2 protein-coding genes are annotated in these 19626 nt (G+C 72.5%); both read left to right on the forward strand.

Going from position 1 to position 19626, the window contains the following annotated elements; genetic code table 11:
- Positions 1–32 precede the first annotated feature (32 nt).
- Positions 33–4790 (forward strand): amino acid adenylation domain-containing protein, encoded by a 4758-nt coding sequence (locus tag ACFVVL_RS20600; RefSeq protein WP_387677190.1) that lies wholly within the window; start codon positions 33–35, stop codon positions 4788–4790.
- Positions 4787–19626: amino acid adenylation domain-containing protein (locus tag ACFVVL_RS20605; protein ID WP_387677193.1), on the forward strand; the 14840-nt coding region annotated here is incomplete at its 3' end. The genes ACFVVL_RS20600 and ACFVVL_RS20605, both read left to right, overlap by 4 nt.

Here is a 19626-nt window from a genome sequence, read left to right on the forward strand (position 1 = left end):
TTGCCTTTTCACTGTCGATCACAGGAGTCCGTGTGGCCCGGCATTCGCTTCTGCACCACATCGTCGCGCAGCGCGCGGCGCAATCCCCCGACACCGTGGCGTTCATCGAGAACGGCCAGCGGGTCGGCTACGGGGAACTGGAGGTGAATGCCGGGCGCCTGGCGAGCCTCCTGCGGGATCACGGGGTACGGGCGGGCAGGACCGTGGCCCTCGGTCTGCCCCCCGGCTCCACCCTGGCCACCGCCCTGCTGGCGGTGCACAAGACCGGAGCCGCCGCCGTCCTCGCGGCCCCGGACGCCCCCGCCGAGCGCCTGGCCCTCCTCCTGGAGGACGCCCGGCCCGACGCGGTGATCACCGCCGGAACGGAGCTGCCCGTGCCGCCCGGCACGAAGCACCTGCGGCTGGAGCCCGGCCGGCCGGATCGCCTCGCCGGCCTCGCCGAGTCGGCCGAGCAGGCCGAGCAGGCCGAGCAGGCCGAGCCGGTGGAGCCCCTGGAGCCGGCCGACGAGGCCGCCTCCCCCGCCCTGGTCGCCTACGGCCGCACCGGTACCGGGTGGGTGCTGGACGCCGCCGACACGGCCCGGCACGCCGGCCGGCTCGCGGAGCACTACGGCCTCACCGCCTCCGACGTCCTGCTGCTGGCCGGCCCGGTCGACGACCTCGACCTGCACGGCGTCCTGTTCGCCGCGCTGACCACCGGCGCCACCGTGGTGACCGCGCCGCCCGCCGACCCGGCGGCCGGGACCGAGGCGCTGCCGCACACCGCCGCCGCGCTGCGCGCCACCGTGCTCACCACCACCCCCGACGCCCTGCGCCCGGCGGCGGACCTCGCCGCCTGGGCCGAGCCCGCCGAGCTGCGGCTCGTGGTGTGCCACACCCCCGGGCCGGACCCCACGACGGCCCACGAGGTGTGCCGGCTGCTGGCCGGGCGCACCCGGGCCGCGGTCCGGAGCCTGCACGGCGCCGCCGGCCGCGGCCTGCCGGTCGCCGCCTTCGGCCACGAACCCGGCGCCGAGGCCACCCCCGTACCGCTCGACCGGCTGACCGGCGAGGTACGGACCGTGGTCCTGGACGAGTCCGGCGAACCGGTACCGCCCGGCGTCCCCGGCGAGCTCCACCTCACCGGCACCGGCACCGCGCTCGGCTTCCACCGCCGCCCGGCCCTCACCGCGGAGTGCTTCCTCCCGGACCCTTACGGGAAGCCCGGCGAGCGGCTCCACCGCACCGGAGAGCTCGTCCGGCGGCGCAACGACGGCACCCTGGAGCACCTGGGCCGGCTCGCCGACGCCCCGGACCAGGAGCCGCCCACCGCACCGGCCCTGCTGCTGGACGACGACCACCCGCCGTACGTCGAGCCGCGGACCGCCGAGGAGCGCGCAGTCGCCGCCGTCTGGTCCGAGCTGCTCGGCATCGACGACATCGGCGCCCACGACGACTTCTTCCAGCTCGGCGGCTACTCCCTGCTGCTCACCCGGCTGATCGAGCGCCTGCACCGGAGCACCGGCAAGCTGCTCGACCTGTCCGGCCTCTACACCGCGATGACGGTGGAACAGCAGGCCGAGCTGCTCCGCGACGCCCCCGCCGCCGGCCGCCCGGTCGAACCCGTCGCCCGGGACGGAGCGCTCCCGCTCTCCTCCGGCCAGCGGCGGCTGTGGTACCTGGACCGGGCCAGGCCCGGCAGCGCCGAGTGGATCGTCCCGCTCCTCCTGCGCCTGCCCGCGGACGTCCCCGCGGACACCGTGCGCCGGGCCCTGGACGTGCTCGGCGAGCGGCACGAGTCGCTGCGCACCCGCTACCTGATCCAGGACGGCGAGCCCGCGCAGCTCGTCGAGGCGCCCTCGCCGGTCGAGCTGACGGTCCTCGACTGTCCCCCGCACGACCTCGGCGCCGCGGTCGTCGCCAGGTTCGAGGAGGAGTTCGACCTGGAGGCCGGGCGGCTGTGGCGGGCCCTGCTGCTCCGCGAGGACGGCCGCGACCAGCTGCTGTTCATCACCGTCCACCACATCGCCTGTGACGGCTGGTCGGCCACCGTGCTGGAGCGCGAGTTCCGGGAGATCTGCGACGCGCTGCACACCGGCCGCACGCCCGAGCTGCCCGCGCCCGTCATCCAGTACGCCGACTACGCGGCCTGGCAGCAGCGCTCCGCCGACGAGGACGGCCACCGGGCCGGAGTCGAGTTCTGGCGGCGCGAGCTCGACGGGATGACCGTCCTGGAGCTGCCCGCCGACCACCCGCGCCCGGCCGAACGCGACCCCCGCGGCGGCATGGTGGCCGTCACGGTCCCGGCCCCGCTGGCGGACGAGCTGCTCGCCCTCGGCCAGCGCCACGAGGCCAGCCCCTTCCTGACCCTGCTGGCCGGCTTCGCCGCCCTGCTCGCCCGCTACACCGGGCAGTGGGACGTCGGCGTGGGCGTCCCGGTCGCCGGGCGGGACCGCCCGGAGGTCGAGCCCGTCGTGGGCTTCTTCCTGAACTCCCTGGTCCTGCGCTGCCGCCTCGACCCCGCCCGGGGCTTCGCCGACGCCCTGGACGGCGTCCGCGCCACCGGCCTCGCCGCGTTCGCCCACCAGGACGTGTCGTTCGACCGGCTGGTCGAGGAACTCCGCCCGGAGCGCGACCCGTCCCGGACGCCGCTCTACCAGGTCGCCTTCAACTACAACGACGAGCAGGTCACCGGCGGCATGCCGGGCGAGGCCGACCACGCGCTCTTCCTCGGCTCCCGCCGGGTCGCCAAGACCGACCTCACCCTGTACCTGCGCCGGAACGCCGACGGCACGCTGAACGGCGTCTTCGAGTACGCGAGCGCCGTCTTCGAGCACGCCACCGTCGAGCGCCTCGCCGGGCACTTCGTCCAGCTGCTCGCCTCGGCGGCCGCCGCCCCCGGCACCGGGCTGCGTGACCTGGAGATCCTGTCGGCCCGGGAGCGCGCGGACCTGCTCGGCGGCTGGAACGGCATGCGCACCGCCTGGCCGGCCGGCTCGGTGATCGACCTGATCGAGGCCCAGGCCGCCGCGACCCCCGACGCGACCGCCCTGGTCGCCGGCCCGGAGCGGATCGGCTACCGGGAACTCGACCGCGCGGCCGACCGGATCGCCCACCGGCTGGTCGCGCTGGGAGCCGGCCCGGACCGCCTGGTCGGCGTCTGCCTGCGGCGCGGCCCCGGCCTCGTCGAGGCGCTGCTCGGCGTGTGGAAGGCCGGCGCGGCCTACGTCCCGCTCGACCCGGACAACCCGCCGGAGCGGCTGGAGCACATCCTCGCCGACAGCGGCGCCACCGTCCTGATCAGCGACTCCACGCTGACCTCGGCCACCGAGGGGTTCACCGGCACCCGGCTGCTCCTGGACCGCGCGGCCGACGCCGCCGACGGCTCCGCCGACCTGCCGGCCGGCCCGCCGCCGCGGCACACCGACCCGGAGCAGCTGGCCTACGTCATCTACACCTCGGGCTCGACCGGGCGGCCGAAGGGCGTCATGGTCAGCCACCGGGGCCTGGCCAACCACCTCCGGTGGGCGGCCCGGGACCTCGTGCACGGCGAGGGCGGTGCCCCGCTGTTCTCCTCCGTCGCCTTCGACCTGCCGGCGACCAACCTGTACGCCCCGCTGCTCACCGGCCGCCCGGTCCACCTGCTGCCCGCCGACCTCGACCTCGGACGGCTCGGCGCCGAACTCGCCGCGGCCGGCCCGTTCTCCTTCGTCAAGCTCACCCCGGGCCACCTGGAGCTGCTCACCCACCAGCTCACCCCGCAGCAGCTCGACCGCCTCGCCGGCGTGGTGCTGGTCGCCGGCGAGGCCCTGCCCGCCCGGACGGCCAACCACTGGCTGGACGCGCTGGGCCCCGGCCGGCTGGTCAACGAGTACGGCCCGACCGAGGCCTCGATCGGCAGCACCGTCTTCCCCGTCGACAAGACGGCCGACGCGGTGGTCCCGCTGGGCGGACCGCTGCCCAACGTGACGGCGTACGTGCTGGACGCCACCGGCCGGCCGGTCCCCGTCGGCGTGCCGGGCGAGCTGCACATCGGCGGCGAGGGCGTGGCCCGCGGCTACCTCGACCGCCCCGGCCTCACCGCCGCGCAGTTCGTCCCCGACCCGTACGGCCCGCCCGGGTCGCGGCTCTACCGGACCGGTGACCTGGTCCGCCGGCTGCCCGACGGCAGCATCGACTTCCTCGGCCGGATCGACACCCAGGTCAAGATCCGCGGCTACCGGATCGAGCTCGGCGAGATCGAGGCCCGGCTCACCGCCGAGCCCGGGATCCGCGACGCCGTCGTGGTCGTCCACGAGGCCCGTCCCGGCGAGAAGTCCCTGGCGGCCTTCGTCGTGCCCGCACCCGACCACGGGTTCGACCCCGGGCAGGTCCGGCAGCGGCTGTCCGACGCGCTTCCGGAGTACATGGTCCCGGCGTCGATCACCGCCATCGAGGCGGTGCCGCTGACGTCCAACGGCAAGCTCGACCACCGCGCACTACCCGCGGTCCACGAGTCCACCGACGCCCACCGCCCGCCGGAGACCCCCATCGAGGAGCGGATCGCCGGGGTCTGGGCGACGCTCCTGGACCGGGAGCGGATCGGCGTCGAGGACGACTTCTTCGCGCTGGGCGGCCACTCCATCCTGGCGATCCGCATGACCTCGTCCCTGCGGGACGAATTCGACATTGACCTCTCCGTCCGGAGCGTCCTCGAAAACCCCACCGTCCGATCGCTCGCACAGGTGGTGGAGGCCCTGATCAGGGCCGAGATCGAGCAGATGACGGCGGCAGAACTTCTTGAGGCGAAGGCAAGGGAGCACCAGGCATGAGCATCGACAGTAACCCCGTGTCCGACATGGAGCTGGCGCGACTGCGCGAGGAGGTGCTCCGTCGCCGACTGGCCGGAACCGCGTCCGGACGGCGCACGGAGATCCCGCTCGTCGACCGCGGCCGGCCGATGCCGCTGTCCTTCGGCCAGCAGCAGATGTGGTTCCTGCACCGCCTCGACCCGCAGAGCGCCGAGTACCACGTGCCGCTGGCGGTCCGGCTGCGCGGCGCGCTCGACACCGAGGCCCTGCGCGCCGCCTGGGAGCAGGTGGTCGCCCGCCACGAGATCCTGCGCACCCGCTACCTGCTGGTGGGCGAGGAGCCGCGACAGGTCGTCGACGCCCCCGCCGCCCCGCAGTGGACGGTGACCGACCTCACCGAGGTCCCCGCCGACGAGCGCGACCGGCGGGCCCGGGAGCTCGCCGAGGCGGACTTCGCCGCCCCCTTCGACCTCGAACAGCGCTGGCCGGTCCGGGCCTCGCTGCTGAAGCTGCACGAGGACGAGCACCTGCTGGTGGTGACCTTCCACCACATCGCCTGCGACGCCTGGTCGGTCCGGCTGCTCACCGGCGAGCTCAGCGCCCTCTACCGCGCCGGGACCGGCGGCGAGCCCGCCCGGCTCGCCCCGCTGCCCGTCCAGTACGCCGACTTCGCCGCCTGGCAGCGCGACCGGCTGACCGGCCCGCACCTGGAGAAGGAACTCTCCTACTGGCGCGAGCGGCTGGCCGGCGCACAGCCGCTGGAGCTGCCGACCGACCGCCGGCGGCCCGCCGTCCGCGGCTGGGCCGGCCGCACCGTACGCCGCACGATCCCCGCCGAGCTGGCCGCGCGGGCCCGCTCGCTCGGCACCCGGCACGGCACCACCCTGTTCACCACCCTGCTCACCGGGTGGCAGCTGCTGCTCTCCCGCTACGCCGGAACCACCGACATCCCGGTCGGCGTGACCATCTCCGGCCGCAACCACCCCGAGCTGCAGCAGATCGTCGGCTACGGCATCAACACCCTGGTCGCCCGCGGCCAGTGGCAGGGCGACCCGTCCTTCGCGCGGCTCGTCGACGACGGCCGCGACACCCTGCTGGGGGCGTTCGACCACCAGACCGTCCCGTTCGCCCGGCTCGTCGACGAGCTGCAGCCGGAACGCGACATGTCCCGCACCCCGCTGTTCCAGGTCGACTTCGTCCTCCAGGAGGACCGCACCGGGGCGTTCGACCTGCCCGGCCTGACCGTCGAGGCGCTGGACGGCGACCGGATCGCCAAGTTCGACCTCACCCTGGAGCTCCAGGAGGCCGCCGACGGCTCGCTGGACGCCCGCTTCACCTACGCCGAGGCGCTGTTCGACCACGCCACCGTCGAGCGGCTGGCCGGACACTACGAGACGCTGCTGCGGGCCGTCACGGAGCACCCGGAGCTCCCGGTCGGGGCGCTGAACCTGCTCCCGGCCGCCGAGCAGGAGCAGATCCTCACCGCCTTCAACGCCACCGACGCCGGGTTCCCGCACACCAGCACGCTCGCCGACCTCGTCGAGGAGCAGGCTGCCCGCACCCCGGACGCGCCCGCCGTCTCCTTCGACGGCCTGACCCTCGACCACGCGGCCTTCAACGCCCGGGCCAACCAGGTCGCCCACCGGCTGCTCGAACTCGGCGCCGGCCCGGAGACGGTCGTCGCCGTCTGCGCCGAGCGCTCGCTCGACCTCGCCGTCGCGATCCACGGCGTGGTCAAGGCCGGCGCCGCCTACCTGCCGCTGGACCCCGAACACCCGGACGCGCGGCTGGACTTCATGCTCGCCGACAGCGCCGCCCCGATCCTGCTCACCACCCGCGACCAGCTCGGCCGCCGCCACCCGGACGACACCGTGCGGGTGCTCACCCTGGACGACCCCGCCGAGTGGGCCGGGCAGTCGACCGACAACCCCGAGCGGACCGCGGGCCCGGACAACGCGGCCTACGTCATCTACACCTCGGGCTCCACCGGGCAGCCGAAGGGCGTGGTCACCACCCACCGCGCCATCGTCAACCGCCTGCACTGGATGCAGAACGCCTACGGGCTCACCACCGCCGACACCGTCCTGCAGAAGACGCCGGCCGGCTTCGACGTGTCCGTCTGGGAGTTCTTCTGGCCGCTGATCGCCGGCGCCCGCCTGGAGATCGCGCTGCCCGGCGGGCACCGCGACCCGGCGTACCTGCGTGAGCTGATCGACCGGGCCGGCGTCACCGTCGCGCACTTCGTGCCGTCCATGCTCTCCCTCTTCCTCGCCGAGGCCGGGACCGACGGCGGGGCCGACGCCGGGAACACCGCCGGGAACACCGCCGGGGCCGGCCGGCTCTGTCCGTCGCTGCGGCTCGTCCTGTGCAGCGGCGAGGCCCTGCCCGCCCAGGTCGCCACCCGCGCCCTCGCCGCCCTGCCCGCCCAGCTGCACAACCTCTACGGCCCCACCGAGGCGGCCGTCGACGTCACCGCGTGGCACTGCACCCCCGAGGAGCTCGCCGGGCTCGCCCGCGTCCCGATCGGCGGCCCGATCGACAACATCCGCCTGCTCGTCCTCGACGACCGGCTGCGCCCCGCGCCGATCGGCGTCCCCGGCCAGCTGCACATCTGCGGCGTCGGCGTGGCCCGCGGCTACCTCGGCCGCCCCGCCCTGACCGCCGACCGCTTCCTTCCGGACCCGTTCGGCGACCCCGGCGACCGGATGTACGCCACCGGCGACCTCGCCCGCTGGCGGCCGGACGGCACCCTCGACTTCCTCGGCCGCATCGACACCCAGGTCAAGCTGCGCGGCCTGCGCATCGAGCTGGGCGAGATCGAGACCGCCCTGCGCGAGCAGCCCCGGGTCCGCGACGCCGCGGTCGTCGTCCGCGAGGACGACGACCAGGACCAGCACCTGGTGGCCTACGTCGTCGGCGACGCCGACCCCGAGCGGCTGCGCGCCGCGATCCGGGAGCGCCTGCCCGAGTACATGGTGCCGACCGCCCTGGTGCGGCTCGACGCCCTGCCGCTCTCCGCCAACGGCAAGCTCGACCACCGCGCGCTGCCGGCCCCCGAGCGCTCCGCCCTCGCCACCGACGCGCACATCGCCCCGCGCACCCCCGTCGAGGAGCGGATCGCCGCCGTCTGGGCCGAGGTCCTCGGCCTCCCGGTGGAGCAGGTCGGCGTGGAGGACGGTTTCTTCGACCTCGGCGGCGACTCCATCCGCGCCGTCCGCCTCAGCGCGGCGCTGCGCGAGGCCGGCCACGACCTCACCATCCGGCAGATCTTCGAGCACCGGACCGTCGCCGCCCTGGCCGTGGCGGCCGCGGCGGGTACCCCGGTCGCGGCGGTCGAGCCGGTGGCGCCGTTCGCGCTGATCGGCGACGAGGACCGGGCCGCGCTGCCGGCCGACGTCGTCGACGCCTACCCGCTCTCCCAGATCCAGACCGGCATGATCGTCGAGATGCTCGCCGACGACGGCCGCAACACCTACCACAACGTCAACTCCTTCCGGATCCCCGACGACCGGCCCTTCTCGTCGGCGGCGCTGACCGGGGCGCTCGCCGTCGTCGCCGGGCGCCACGACGTCCTGCGCACCTCCGTGCACCTCGCCGGGTACGCGCAGCCGCTGCAGCTGGTGCACGCCGAGGTGGAGATCCCGCTCACCGTCCACGACGTGCGCGAGCTCACCGCCGAGCAGCGGCGCGACCACGCGGCCGAGCTTCTCCGCCGGGAGCGCGCTGCCGCCTTCGACCCGGCCCGGGCCCCGCTGCTGCGGCTCAACGTGCACCTGGAGTCCGACCGCGCGTGGCGGCTGACCTTCACCCAGTGCCACGTCATCACGGACGGCTGGAGCGTCACCTCGCTGCTGATGGAGCTGCTGGAGGCCTACCGCTGCCTCCGCGACGAGGAGCCCCTGCCGTTCGCGCAGCCGCCGGCCGTCCGCTACGCCGACTTCGTCGCGGCCGAGCTGGAGTCCCTCGACAACGAGGACGACCGCGCCTACTGGCAGCACATCACCGACACCCACATGCCGGTGGTGCTGCCGACCGGCTGGGGCGCGGAGGGGCCGCGTGAGCACCACCGGTTCCAGGTGCCGTACGGGGACCTGGAGTCGGGGCTGCGCGGTCTGGCGGCCGCGGCCCGGACGTCGCTGAAGAGCGTGCTGCTCGCGGCGCACGTCAAGGTCCTCGGCATGCTGACCCCCGAGCCCGCCTTCCACACCGGTCTGGTGGCCCACGGCCGCCTGGAGGCCACCGGCGGCGACCGGGTGCTCGGCATGCACCTCAACACCGTGCCGTTCCCGGCGGACCGCAGTGCCCGCACCTGGCGCGAACTGGTCGAGCAGGTCTTCGACCAGGAAACCGCCATCTGGGGCCACCGCCGCTACCCGCTCCCCGCCATCCAGCGCAACACCGGCGGCTCGGAGCGACTGCTCGACGTGATGTTCGACTACCAGGACTTCCACCAGGTCGACACCGACTCGGTGGACCTGGAGGCGACCCTCGGTGACGGCTTCACCGAGTTCGGCCTGCACGTGAACGCCTCGGGCGGGAACGTCACGCTGACCTGCCCGAGCGACGTGTTCAGCGGGGCGAACGGCGAGCGGCTGGTGGGGATGTACCGGCGGGTGCTGGAGGCGATGGCCGCCGACCCGTCCGGTGACGCCCGCGCGACCTACCTGCCCGAGACCGAGGCGCTCCGGCTGCTGGAGGAGTGGAACCGGGCCGTCACGATCCCCGGGGAGGAGTGTGTCCACCGCGCCTTCGAGCACCAGGCCGCCGCCACCCCCGACGCCCTCGCGCTGACCTTCGAGGACACCCACCTCACCTACCGCGAGCTCAACGAGCGCGCGAACAGGATCGCCCACCACCTGATCGAACAGGGCGCCACGCCGGAGACCCTCGTCGCGGTGTGCCTGGAGCGCGGCATCGACCTCATCCCGACCCTGCTCGGTGTGCTGAAGTCCGGCGCCGGCTACCTGCCGCTCGACCCGTCCAACCCGGTCGAGCGCCTCGGCTACATCCTCGGCGACGCCCGCGCTTCCGTCGTCGTCACCCAGCAGCGGCACACCGACCTCGTGAGCACCATCCACCAGGGCCAGATGGTCGTCCTGGACTCGGACGTGGACGCGGCGGTCATCGACGCCCGGCCGGCCACCGACCCGACCGTCGATGTCCGTGCCGACAACCTGATCTACGTCATCTACACGTCGGGTTCCACCGGTACGCCGAAGGGTGTCACGCTCACCCACGCCAACGTGTGGCGCCTGCTGGCCTCGGTGCGTGAGCAGTTCGCGTTCGGCGCCAACGATGTGTGGACGCTGTTCCACTCCTACGCCTTCGACGTCTCCGTCTGGGAGATGTGGGGCGCTCTGCTCCACGGCGGGCGTCTGGTCGTCGCCCCGTTCGAGGTCCTGCGCTCGCCGCACGACTTCCTCGACCTCATGGTCACGCAGCGGGCGACGATCCTCTGCCAGACTCCCACCGCCTTCCGTTCCCTCGTCTCGCTCGCCGCCGACGGCGACCCGCGGATCGACGAACTCGCCCTGCGAGCCGTGGTGTTCGCGGGCGAGAAGCTGGAGATCGGTGACCTGGCGCCCTGGACGGACCGCCTGGGCTCCGAGATGCCGGCGCTGGTCAACATGTACGGCATCACCGAAACGACCGTGCACTCCACCTACCACCAGGTGACCGCGGCCGACCTCGCCAACCCGCACCGCAACCCGATCGGCAGTCCGCTCGCGGACCTGGGCATCCACCTGCTGGACGAGCGTGGTCACCTGGTGCCCGTGGGCATCCCCGGCGAGATTCACGTCGCCGGCCCCGGCGTCGCCCGCGGCTACCTCAACCGCCCCGACCTGACCGCCGAACGCTTCGTCCCCGACCCGTACGGCCCCGCCAGCTCGCGGATGTACCGCTCCGGCGACCTCGCCCGGCGCCTGGCGGACGGCACCCTGGAGTTCCTCGGCCGCATCGACACCCAGGTCAAGATCCGCGGCTACCGCATCGAACTCGGCGAGATCCAGGCCAAGCTGACCGAGCACGCCGATGTCCGCGACGCCGTCGTCACCGCGCACGACAGCGACAGCGGCAAGCAGCTCGTCGCCTACCTCGTCCCCGCCGACGACCGCGTCGCCGACCCGGCCGACCTGCGCGCCCACCTGTCCCACACACTGCCGGACTACATGGTCCCCGCCGCCTTCGTCACCATCGACACCATCCCCCTCACCCCCAACGGCAAGCTCGACCACCGGGCCCTGCCCGCACCCGAGCGCTCCGCCTTCGCCGCATCCGCCCACGTCGCCCCCCGCACCCCCGCCGAAGAGCGCATCACCGCCGTCTGGGCCCAGGTCCTCGACCTGCCCACCGACCAGGTCAGCGTCGAAGACAGCTTCTTCGACCTCGGCGGCGACTCCATCCGCGCCGTCCAGCTCTCCGGCGCACTGCGCCAGGCCGGCCACGACCTCAGCATCCAGCAGATCTTCCAACACCGCACCATCGCCGCGCTGGCCCAGCACGCCGCCCACAGCGGACCGGTGGCCGACGCCGAACCGGTCGTTCCCTTCGCCCTGATCGGCGACGAAGACCGGGCCGCGCTGCCCGCCGACGTGGTCGACGCCTACCCGCTGTCCCAGATCCAGACCGGCATGCTCGTGGAGATGCTCTCCGGCGACGGCCGCAACACCTACCACAACGTCAACACCTTCCGGATCCCGGACGAGCAGCCCTTCTCCGAGCCCTCGTTGCGCGAGGCGGTCCGGCTGGTCTCCGCCCGTCACGACATGCTCCGCACCTCCATGCACCTCACCGGCTACTCGCAGCCGCTCCAGCTGGTGCACGCCGAGGTCGAGATCCCGCTCAGCATCCACGACCTGCGCGACCTCACCGCCGAGCAGCAGCGCGCCAACGAGATCGAACTCCTCCACCAGGAGCGCGCCACCCTGTTCGACCTCACCACCGCGCCCCTGATCCGCCTCAACGTGCACCTGGAGTCGGACCACTCCTGGCGTCTGACGTTCACTCAGACCCATGCCATCACCGAAGGGTGGAGCTACCACACCCTCCTGATGGAGCTGCTGGAGGCCTACCGTTGCCTCCGCGACGAGGTGCCCCTCGCACTCCCGCAGCCGCCGGCCGTCCGCTACGCCGACTTCATCGCGGCCGAGCTGGAGTCCCTCGACAGCGAGGACGACCGCGCCTACTGGCAGCACATCACCGACACCCACGTGCCGCTGATGCTTCCGGCCGGTTGGGGCGATGAGCCGTCCGGGACGGAACCCGAGCGCCTACACCTGTGGGTGCCGTACGGGGACCTGGAGTCGGGGCTGCGCGGTCTGGCGGCCGCGGCCCGGACGTCACTGAAGAGCGTGCTGCTCGCCGCGCACGTCAAGGTCCTCGGCATGCTGACCCCCGAACCCGCCTTCCACACCGGGCTGGTGGCCCACGGCCGCCTGGAGGCCACCGGCGGCGACCGCGTGCTCGGCATGCACCTCAACACCGTGCCGTTCCCGGCGGACCGCAGCGCCCGCACCTGGCGCGAACTGGTCGAGCAGGTCTTCGACCAGGAAACCGCCATCTGGGGCCACCGCCGCTACCCGCTGCCCGCCATCCAGCGCAACACGGGCGGCTCGGAGCGACTGCTCGACGTGATGTTCGACTACCAGGACTTCCACCAGGTCGACACCGACTCGGTGGACCTGGGGGATTCCTTCCACGACGCGCCGACCGAGTTCGGCTTCAGCGTCCTCGCCCAGGCCGGCCGGCTGACCCTCGTCAGCTCGACCAGCCTCGTCAGCCGGGCGAACGGCGAGCGGCTGGTGGGGATGTACCGGCGGGTGCTGGAGGCGATGGCCGCCGACCCGACCGGCGACGCCCGCACGACCTACCTGCCCGAGACCGAGACCGTCCAGCTCCTGGAGGAGTGGAACCGGGCTCTCACGATCCCCGGGGAGGAGTGCGTCCACCACGCCTTCGAGCACCAGGCCGCCACCACCCCGGACGCCCTCGCCCTCACCTTCGAAAACACCCACCTCACCTACGCCCAGCTCAACGAGCGAGCGAACAAGATCGCCCACCACCTCATCGAGCAGGGCGCCACGCCCGAGACCCTCGTCGCGGTGTGCCTGGAGCGCGGCATCGACCTCATCCCGACCATCCTGGGCGTGCTGAAGTCCGGCGCCGGCTACCTCCCCCTCGACCCCTCCAACCCGGTCGAGCGCCTCGGCTACATCCTGGGCCACGCCCGCGCACAGATCGTCGTCACCCAGCAGCAGCACACCGACCTCGTGAGCACCATCCACCAGGGCCGCACGGTCGTCCTGGACTCCATCGAGGACGCGACGACGATCGAGAACCAGGTGATCAGCAACCCGATCACCAACTCGCGTCCTGACAACCTCATTTACGTCATCTACACCTCCGGTTCCACCGGTACGCCGAAGGGTGTCACGCTCACCCACGCCAACGTCTGGCGCCTGCTGGCCTCGGTGCGCGAGCAGTTCGCGTTCGGCGCGGACGATGTGTGGACGCTGTTCCACTCCTACGCCTTCGACGTCTCCGTCTGGGAGATGTGGGGCGCCCTCCTCCACGGCGGCCGCCTGGTCGTCGCCCCGTTCGAGGTCCTGCGCTCGCCGCACGACTTCCTCGACCTCATGATCGCCCAGCGGGCGACCATCCTCTGCCAGACCCCCACCGCCTTCCGCTCCCTCACCACCCTCGCCGCCGACGGCGACCCCCGCATCGACGAACTCGCCCTGCGAGCCGTGGTGTTCGCGGGCGAGAAGCTGGAGATCGGTGACCTGGCGCCCTGGACGGACCGCCTGGGCTCCGAGATGCCTGCCCTCGTGAACATGTACGGCATCACCGAGACGACCGTGCACTCCACCTACCACCAGGTGACCGCGGCCGACCTCGCCAGCCCGCACCGCAACCCGATCGGCAGTCCGCTCGCGGACCTGGGCATCCACCTGCTGGACGAGCGTGGCCACCTGGTGCCCGTCGGCATCCCCGGCGAGATCCACGTCGCCGGCCCCGGCGTCGCCCGCGGCTACCTCAACCGCCCCGACCTCACCGCCGAGCGCTTCGTCCCCGACCCGTACGGCCCCGCCAGCTCACGGATGTACCGCTCCGGCGACCTCGCCCGACGCCTGGCGGACGGCACCCTGGAGTTCCTCGGCCGCATCGACACCCAGGTCAAGATCCGCGGCTACCGCATCGAACTCGGCGAGATCCAGGCCAAGCTGACCGAGCACGCCGACGTCCGCGACGCCGTCGTCACCGCGCACGACACCGACAGCGGCAAGCAGCTCGTCGCCTACCTCGTCGCCGCCGACAACCACACCCCCGACCCGGCCGACCTGCGCGCCCACCTGTCCCTCACCCTGCCGGACTACATGGTCCCCGCCGCCTTCGTCGCCATCGAGGAGATCCCGCTCACCCCCAACGGCAAGCTCGACCACCGGGCCCTGCCCGCACCCGAGCGCTCCGCCTTCGCCGCCTCCGCCCACGTCGCCCCCCGCACCCCCGTCGAGGAACGCGTCACCGCCGTCTGGGCCCAGGTCCTCGACCTGCCCACCGACCAGGTCAGCGTCGAAGACAGCTTCTTCGACCTCGGCGGCGACTCCATCCGCGCCGTCCAGCTCTCCGGCGCACTGCGCCAGGCCGGCTACGACCTCAGCATCCAGCAGATCTTCCAACACCGCACCATCGCCGCACTCGCCGTCCTGGCCGGCGAAAGCACCCCCGCGACCGCGACCGAGCCGGTAGCACCGTTCACCCTGATCAGCGACGAAGACCGGGCCCTACTCCCCGCCGACGTCGTCGACGCCTACCCGCTCTCCCAGGTCCAGACCGGCATGCTCGTCGAAATGCTCGCCGGCGACGGCCAGAACACCTACCACAACGTCAACAGCTATGTGATCTCCGAGCACTTCGACTTCTCTGCACCGGAGTTCCGGACGGCTCTCGACGCCGTCGCCGGGCGCCACGACATCCTGCGTACCTCGGTGCAGCTGACCGGCTACTCGCAGCCGCTGCAGCTGGTGCACGCCGAGGTGGAGATCCCGCTCAGCGTCCACGACCTGCGCGACCTCACCGCCGACGACCAGCGCGCCAACGAGATCGAGCTCCTCCACCAGGAACGCGCCACCGTCTTCGACCTGGCGACTGCGCCCCTGATGCGGCTCAACGTGCACCTGGAGTCCGACCGGTCCTGGCGACTCACCATCACGCACAGCCACGCCGTCACGGACGGCTGGAGCATCAACTCCCTGCTGATGGAGCTGCTGGACACCTACCGCGCGGTCCTGGACGGGGCGTCGCTCGCGCTGTCCGCCCAGCCGCCGGCCGTCCGCTACGCCGACTTCATCGCGGCCGAGCTGGAGTCCCTCGACAACGAGGACGACCGCACCTTCTGGCGCGAGGTCACCAGCACCCACGTGCCGATGGTCGTACCCGCGCGCTGGGAGGAAGCCGACGCGACCGGGGAGAACTACCGGCTCGAAGTCCCCTACGGCGACCTGGAGTCGGGTCTGCGTGGGCTGGCGGCCGTGGCCCGGACGTCGCTGAAGAGCGTGCTGCTCGCGGCCCACGTCAAGGTCCTCGGCATGCTGACCACCGAGCCCGCCTTCCACACCGGTCTGGTGGCCCACGGCCGCCTGGAGGCCACGGACGGCGACCGGGTGCTCGGCATGCACCTCAACACCGTGCCGTTCCCGGCCGACCGCAGCGCCCGCACCTGGCGCGAGCTGGTCGAGCAGGTCTTCGACCAGGAAACCGCCATCTGGGGCCACCGCCGCTACCCGCTCCCCGCCATCCAGCGGGACGCCGGTTCCAGCGAGCGAATCCTCACGGTCCTCTTCGAGTACCTGAACTTCCACCAGGTCGACACCGCCTTGGTGGAGGACCAGTTCGGCTCGGGCGGCGCGGTCAACGACTTCGCGCTCAACATCATCGCCTCCGGCGGCAGCATCCACATCAACAGCGCCACCGATGTCCTCAGCCGGGCGAACGGCGAGCGGCTGGTGGGCATGTACCGGCGGGTGCTGGAGGCGATGGCCACCGACCCGACCGGCGACGCCCGCGCGACCTACCTGCCCGAGACCGAGACCGTCCAGCTCCTGGAGGAGTGGAACCGGGCTCTCACGATCCCCGGGGAGGAGTGCGTCCACCACGCCTTCGAGCGCCAGGCCGCCGAGACGCCCGACGCCCTCGCCCTCACCTTCGAGGACACCCACCTCACCTACGCCCAGCTCAACGAGCGGGCCAACCGGATCGCCCACCACCTGATCGAGCAGGGCGCCACGCCCGAGACCCTTGTCGCGGTGTGCCTGGAGCGCGGCATCGACCTCATCCCGACCATCCTGGGCGTGCTGAAGTCCGGCGCCGGCTACCTCCCCCTCGACCCCTCCAACCCGGTCGAGCGCCTCGGCTACATCCTGGGCCACGCCCGCGCACAGATCGTCGTCACCCAGCAGCAGCACACCGACCTGGTCGCCGGTATCCACCAGGGCCGCACGGTCGTCCTCGACGAAGACCAGGACGCTGCCGCGATCAACGCTCAGCCGGTCACCAACCCGACCGTCGACGTCCGCCCGGACAACCTGATCTACGTCATCTACACCTCCGGTTCCACCGGTACGCCGAAGGGTGTCACGCTCACCCACGCCAACGTCTGGCGCCTGCTGGCCTCGGTGCGCGAGCAGTTCGCGTTCGGCGCGGACGATGTGTGGACGCTGTTCCACTCCTACGCCTTCGACGTCTCCGTCTGGGAGATGTGGGGCGCTCTGCTCCACGGCGGGCGCCTGGTCGTCGCGCCGTTCGAGGTCCTGCGCTCGCCGCACGACTTCCTCGACCTCATGGTCACGCAGCGGGCGACCATCCTCTGCCAGACTCCCACCGCCTTCCGTTCCCTCGTCTCGATCGCCGCCGACGGCGACCCGCGGATCGACGAACTCGCCCTGCGAGCCGTCGTCTTCGCCGGTGAGAAGCTGGAGATCGGCGACCTCGCGCCCTGGACGGACCGCCTGGGCTCCGAGATGCCGGCGCTGGTCAACATGTACGGCATCACCGAGACGACCGTGCACTCCACCTACCACCAGGTGACCGCGGCCGACCTCGCCAGCCCGCACCGCAACCCGATCGGCAGCCCCCTCGCGGACCTGGGCATCCACCTCCTCGACGAGCGTGGTCACCTGGTACCTGTCGGCATCCCCGGCGAGATCCACGTCGCCGGCCCCGGTGTCGCCCGTGGCTACCTCAACCGCCCCGACCTGACCGCCGAGCGCTTCGTCCCCGACCCGTACGGCCCCGCCAGCTCACGGATGTACCGCTCTGGTGACCTCGCCCGACGTCTGGCGGACGGCACCCTGGAGTTCCTGGGCCGCATCGACACCCAGGTCAAGATCCGCGGCTACCGCATCGAACTCGGCGAGATCCAGGCCAAGCTGACCGAACACCCCGACGTCCGCGACGCCGTCGTCACCGCGCACGACACCGACAGCGGCAAGCAGCTCGTCGCCTACCTCGTCCCCGCCGACGACCGCGTCGCCGACCCGGCCGACCTGCGCGCCCACCTGTCCCACACCCTGCCGGACTACATGGTCCCCGCCGCGTTCGTGACGATCGACGCGATCCCGCTCACCCCCAACGGCAAGCTCGACCACCGGGCCCTGCCCTCCCCCGAACGCTCCGCCTTCGCCACCACCACCCACATCGCCCCCCGCACCCCCGCCGAAGAGCGCGTCACCGCCGTCTGGGCCCAGGTCCTCGACCTGCCCACCGACCAGGTCAGCGTCGAAGACAGCTTCTTCGACCTCGGCGGCGACTCCATCCGCGCCGTCCGCCTCTCCGGCGCACTGCGCCAGGCCGGCTACGACCTCAGCATCCAGCAGATCTTCCAACACCGCACCATCGCCGCACTCGCCGTCCTGGCCGGCGAAAGCACCCCCGCAGCCACGACCGAGCCGGTAGCACCGTTCACCCTGATCAGCGACGAAGACCGGGCCCTACTCCCCGCCGACGTCGTCGACGCCTACCCGCTCTCCCAGATCCAGACCGGCATGCTCGTCGAAATGCTCGCCGGCGACGGCCGCAACACCTACCACAACCTCAACACCTTCCGGATCCCGGACGAGCAGCCCTTCTCCGAGGCCGCCCTGCGCGAGGCCGTCCGCCTGGTCTCGACCCGTCACGACATGCTCCGCACCTCCATGCACCTCACCGGCTACTCGCAGCCGCTCCAGCTGGTGCACGCCGAGGTGGAGATCCCGCTCACCGTCCACGACCTGCGCGACCTCACCACCGACGACCAGCGCGCCAACGAGATCGAACTCCTCCACCAGGAGCGCGCCACCCTGTTCGACCTCACCACCGCGCCCCTGATCCGCCTCAACGTGCACCTGGAGTCCGACCGAACCTGGCGCCTGACGTTCACTCAGAACCACGCCATCACCGAGGGCTGGAGCTACCACACCCTCCTGATGGAGCTGCTGGAGGCCTACCGCTCCATCCGCGACGAGGCGCCCCTCGCACTCCCGCAGCCGCCGGCCGTCCGCTACGCCGACTTCATCGCGGCCGAGCTGGAATCCCTCGACAACGAGGACGACCGCGCCTACTGGCAGAACATCACCGACACCCACATCCCGGTGTCCGTTCCGGCCTCGTGGGCCGGGGAGGGTGGTACTCAGCACCACGGCGCCCAGATCTCCCTCCAGGAGCTGGAGCCGGGGCTGCGAGCCCTGGCGGCGGCCGCCCGGACGTCGCTGAAGAGCGTGCTGCTCGCGGCCCACGTCAAGGTCCTCGGCATGCTGACCCCCGAACCCGCCTTCCACACCGGGCTGGTGGCCCACGGCCGCCTGGAGGCCACCGGCGGCGACCGCGTGCTCGGCATGCACCTCAACACCGTGCCGTTCCCGATGGATCGCAGTGCCCGCACCTGGCGCGAGCTGGTCGAGCAGGTCTTCGACCAGGAAACCGCCATCTGGGGCCACCGCCGCTACCCGCTCCCCGCCATCCAGCGGGACGCCGGCTCGACCGAGCGGCTCCTCACGATCCTGTTCGACTACCAGGACTTCCACCAGGTCGACCGGGAACGTGTCGATTCCGGCGGGACCTTCCACGACGCTCCGACCGAGTTCGGCTTCCTCGTCAGCGCAGGTGCCGGGCGCGTCGCCCTCACCAGCACCTACCAGGTGCTGAGCGCCGAGAACATGGACCGGCTCGCGCAGATGTACCGGCGGGTGCTGGAGGCGATGGCCGCCGACCCGACCGGCGACGCCCGCGCCACCTACCTGCCCGAGACCGAGACCACCCAGCTCCTGGAGGAGTGGAACCCCGCCCACGTCATCACCGGCGAGGAGTGCGTCCACCACGCCTTCGAACGCCAGGCCGCCACCACCCCCGACGCCCTCGCGCTGACCTACGAAGGCACCCACCTCACCTACCGCGAGCTCAACGAGCGCGCCAACCAGATCGCCCACCACCTCATCGAGCAGGGCGCCACACCCGAGACCCTCGTCGCGGTCTGCCTCGAACGCAGCATCAACCTCATCCCCACCCTCCTCGGCGTCCTCAAGTCCGGCGCCGGCTACCTCCCCCTCGACCCGTCCAACCCCGTCGAGCGCCTCGGCTACATCCTCGGCGACGCCCGCGCCGCCATCGCGATCACCCAGCACCAGCACACCGACCTCATCGCGAGCATCCACCACGGCCGCACGATCGTCCTGGACTCCATCGAGGACGCGACGACGATCGAGGCCCGGCCCACGGACAATCCATCGGTCGACGTCCGCCCGGACAACCTGATCTACGTCATCTACACCTCCGGCTCCACCGGCACACCCAAGGGCGTCACCCTCGCCCACGCCAACATCTG

Origin of the sequence: Kitasatospora sp. NPDC058115 (genome assembly GCF_042884635.1) — a bacterium.
Classification (GTDB): domain Bacteria; phylum Actinomycetota; class Actinomycetes; order Streptomycetales; family Streptomycetaceae; genus Kitasatospora.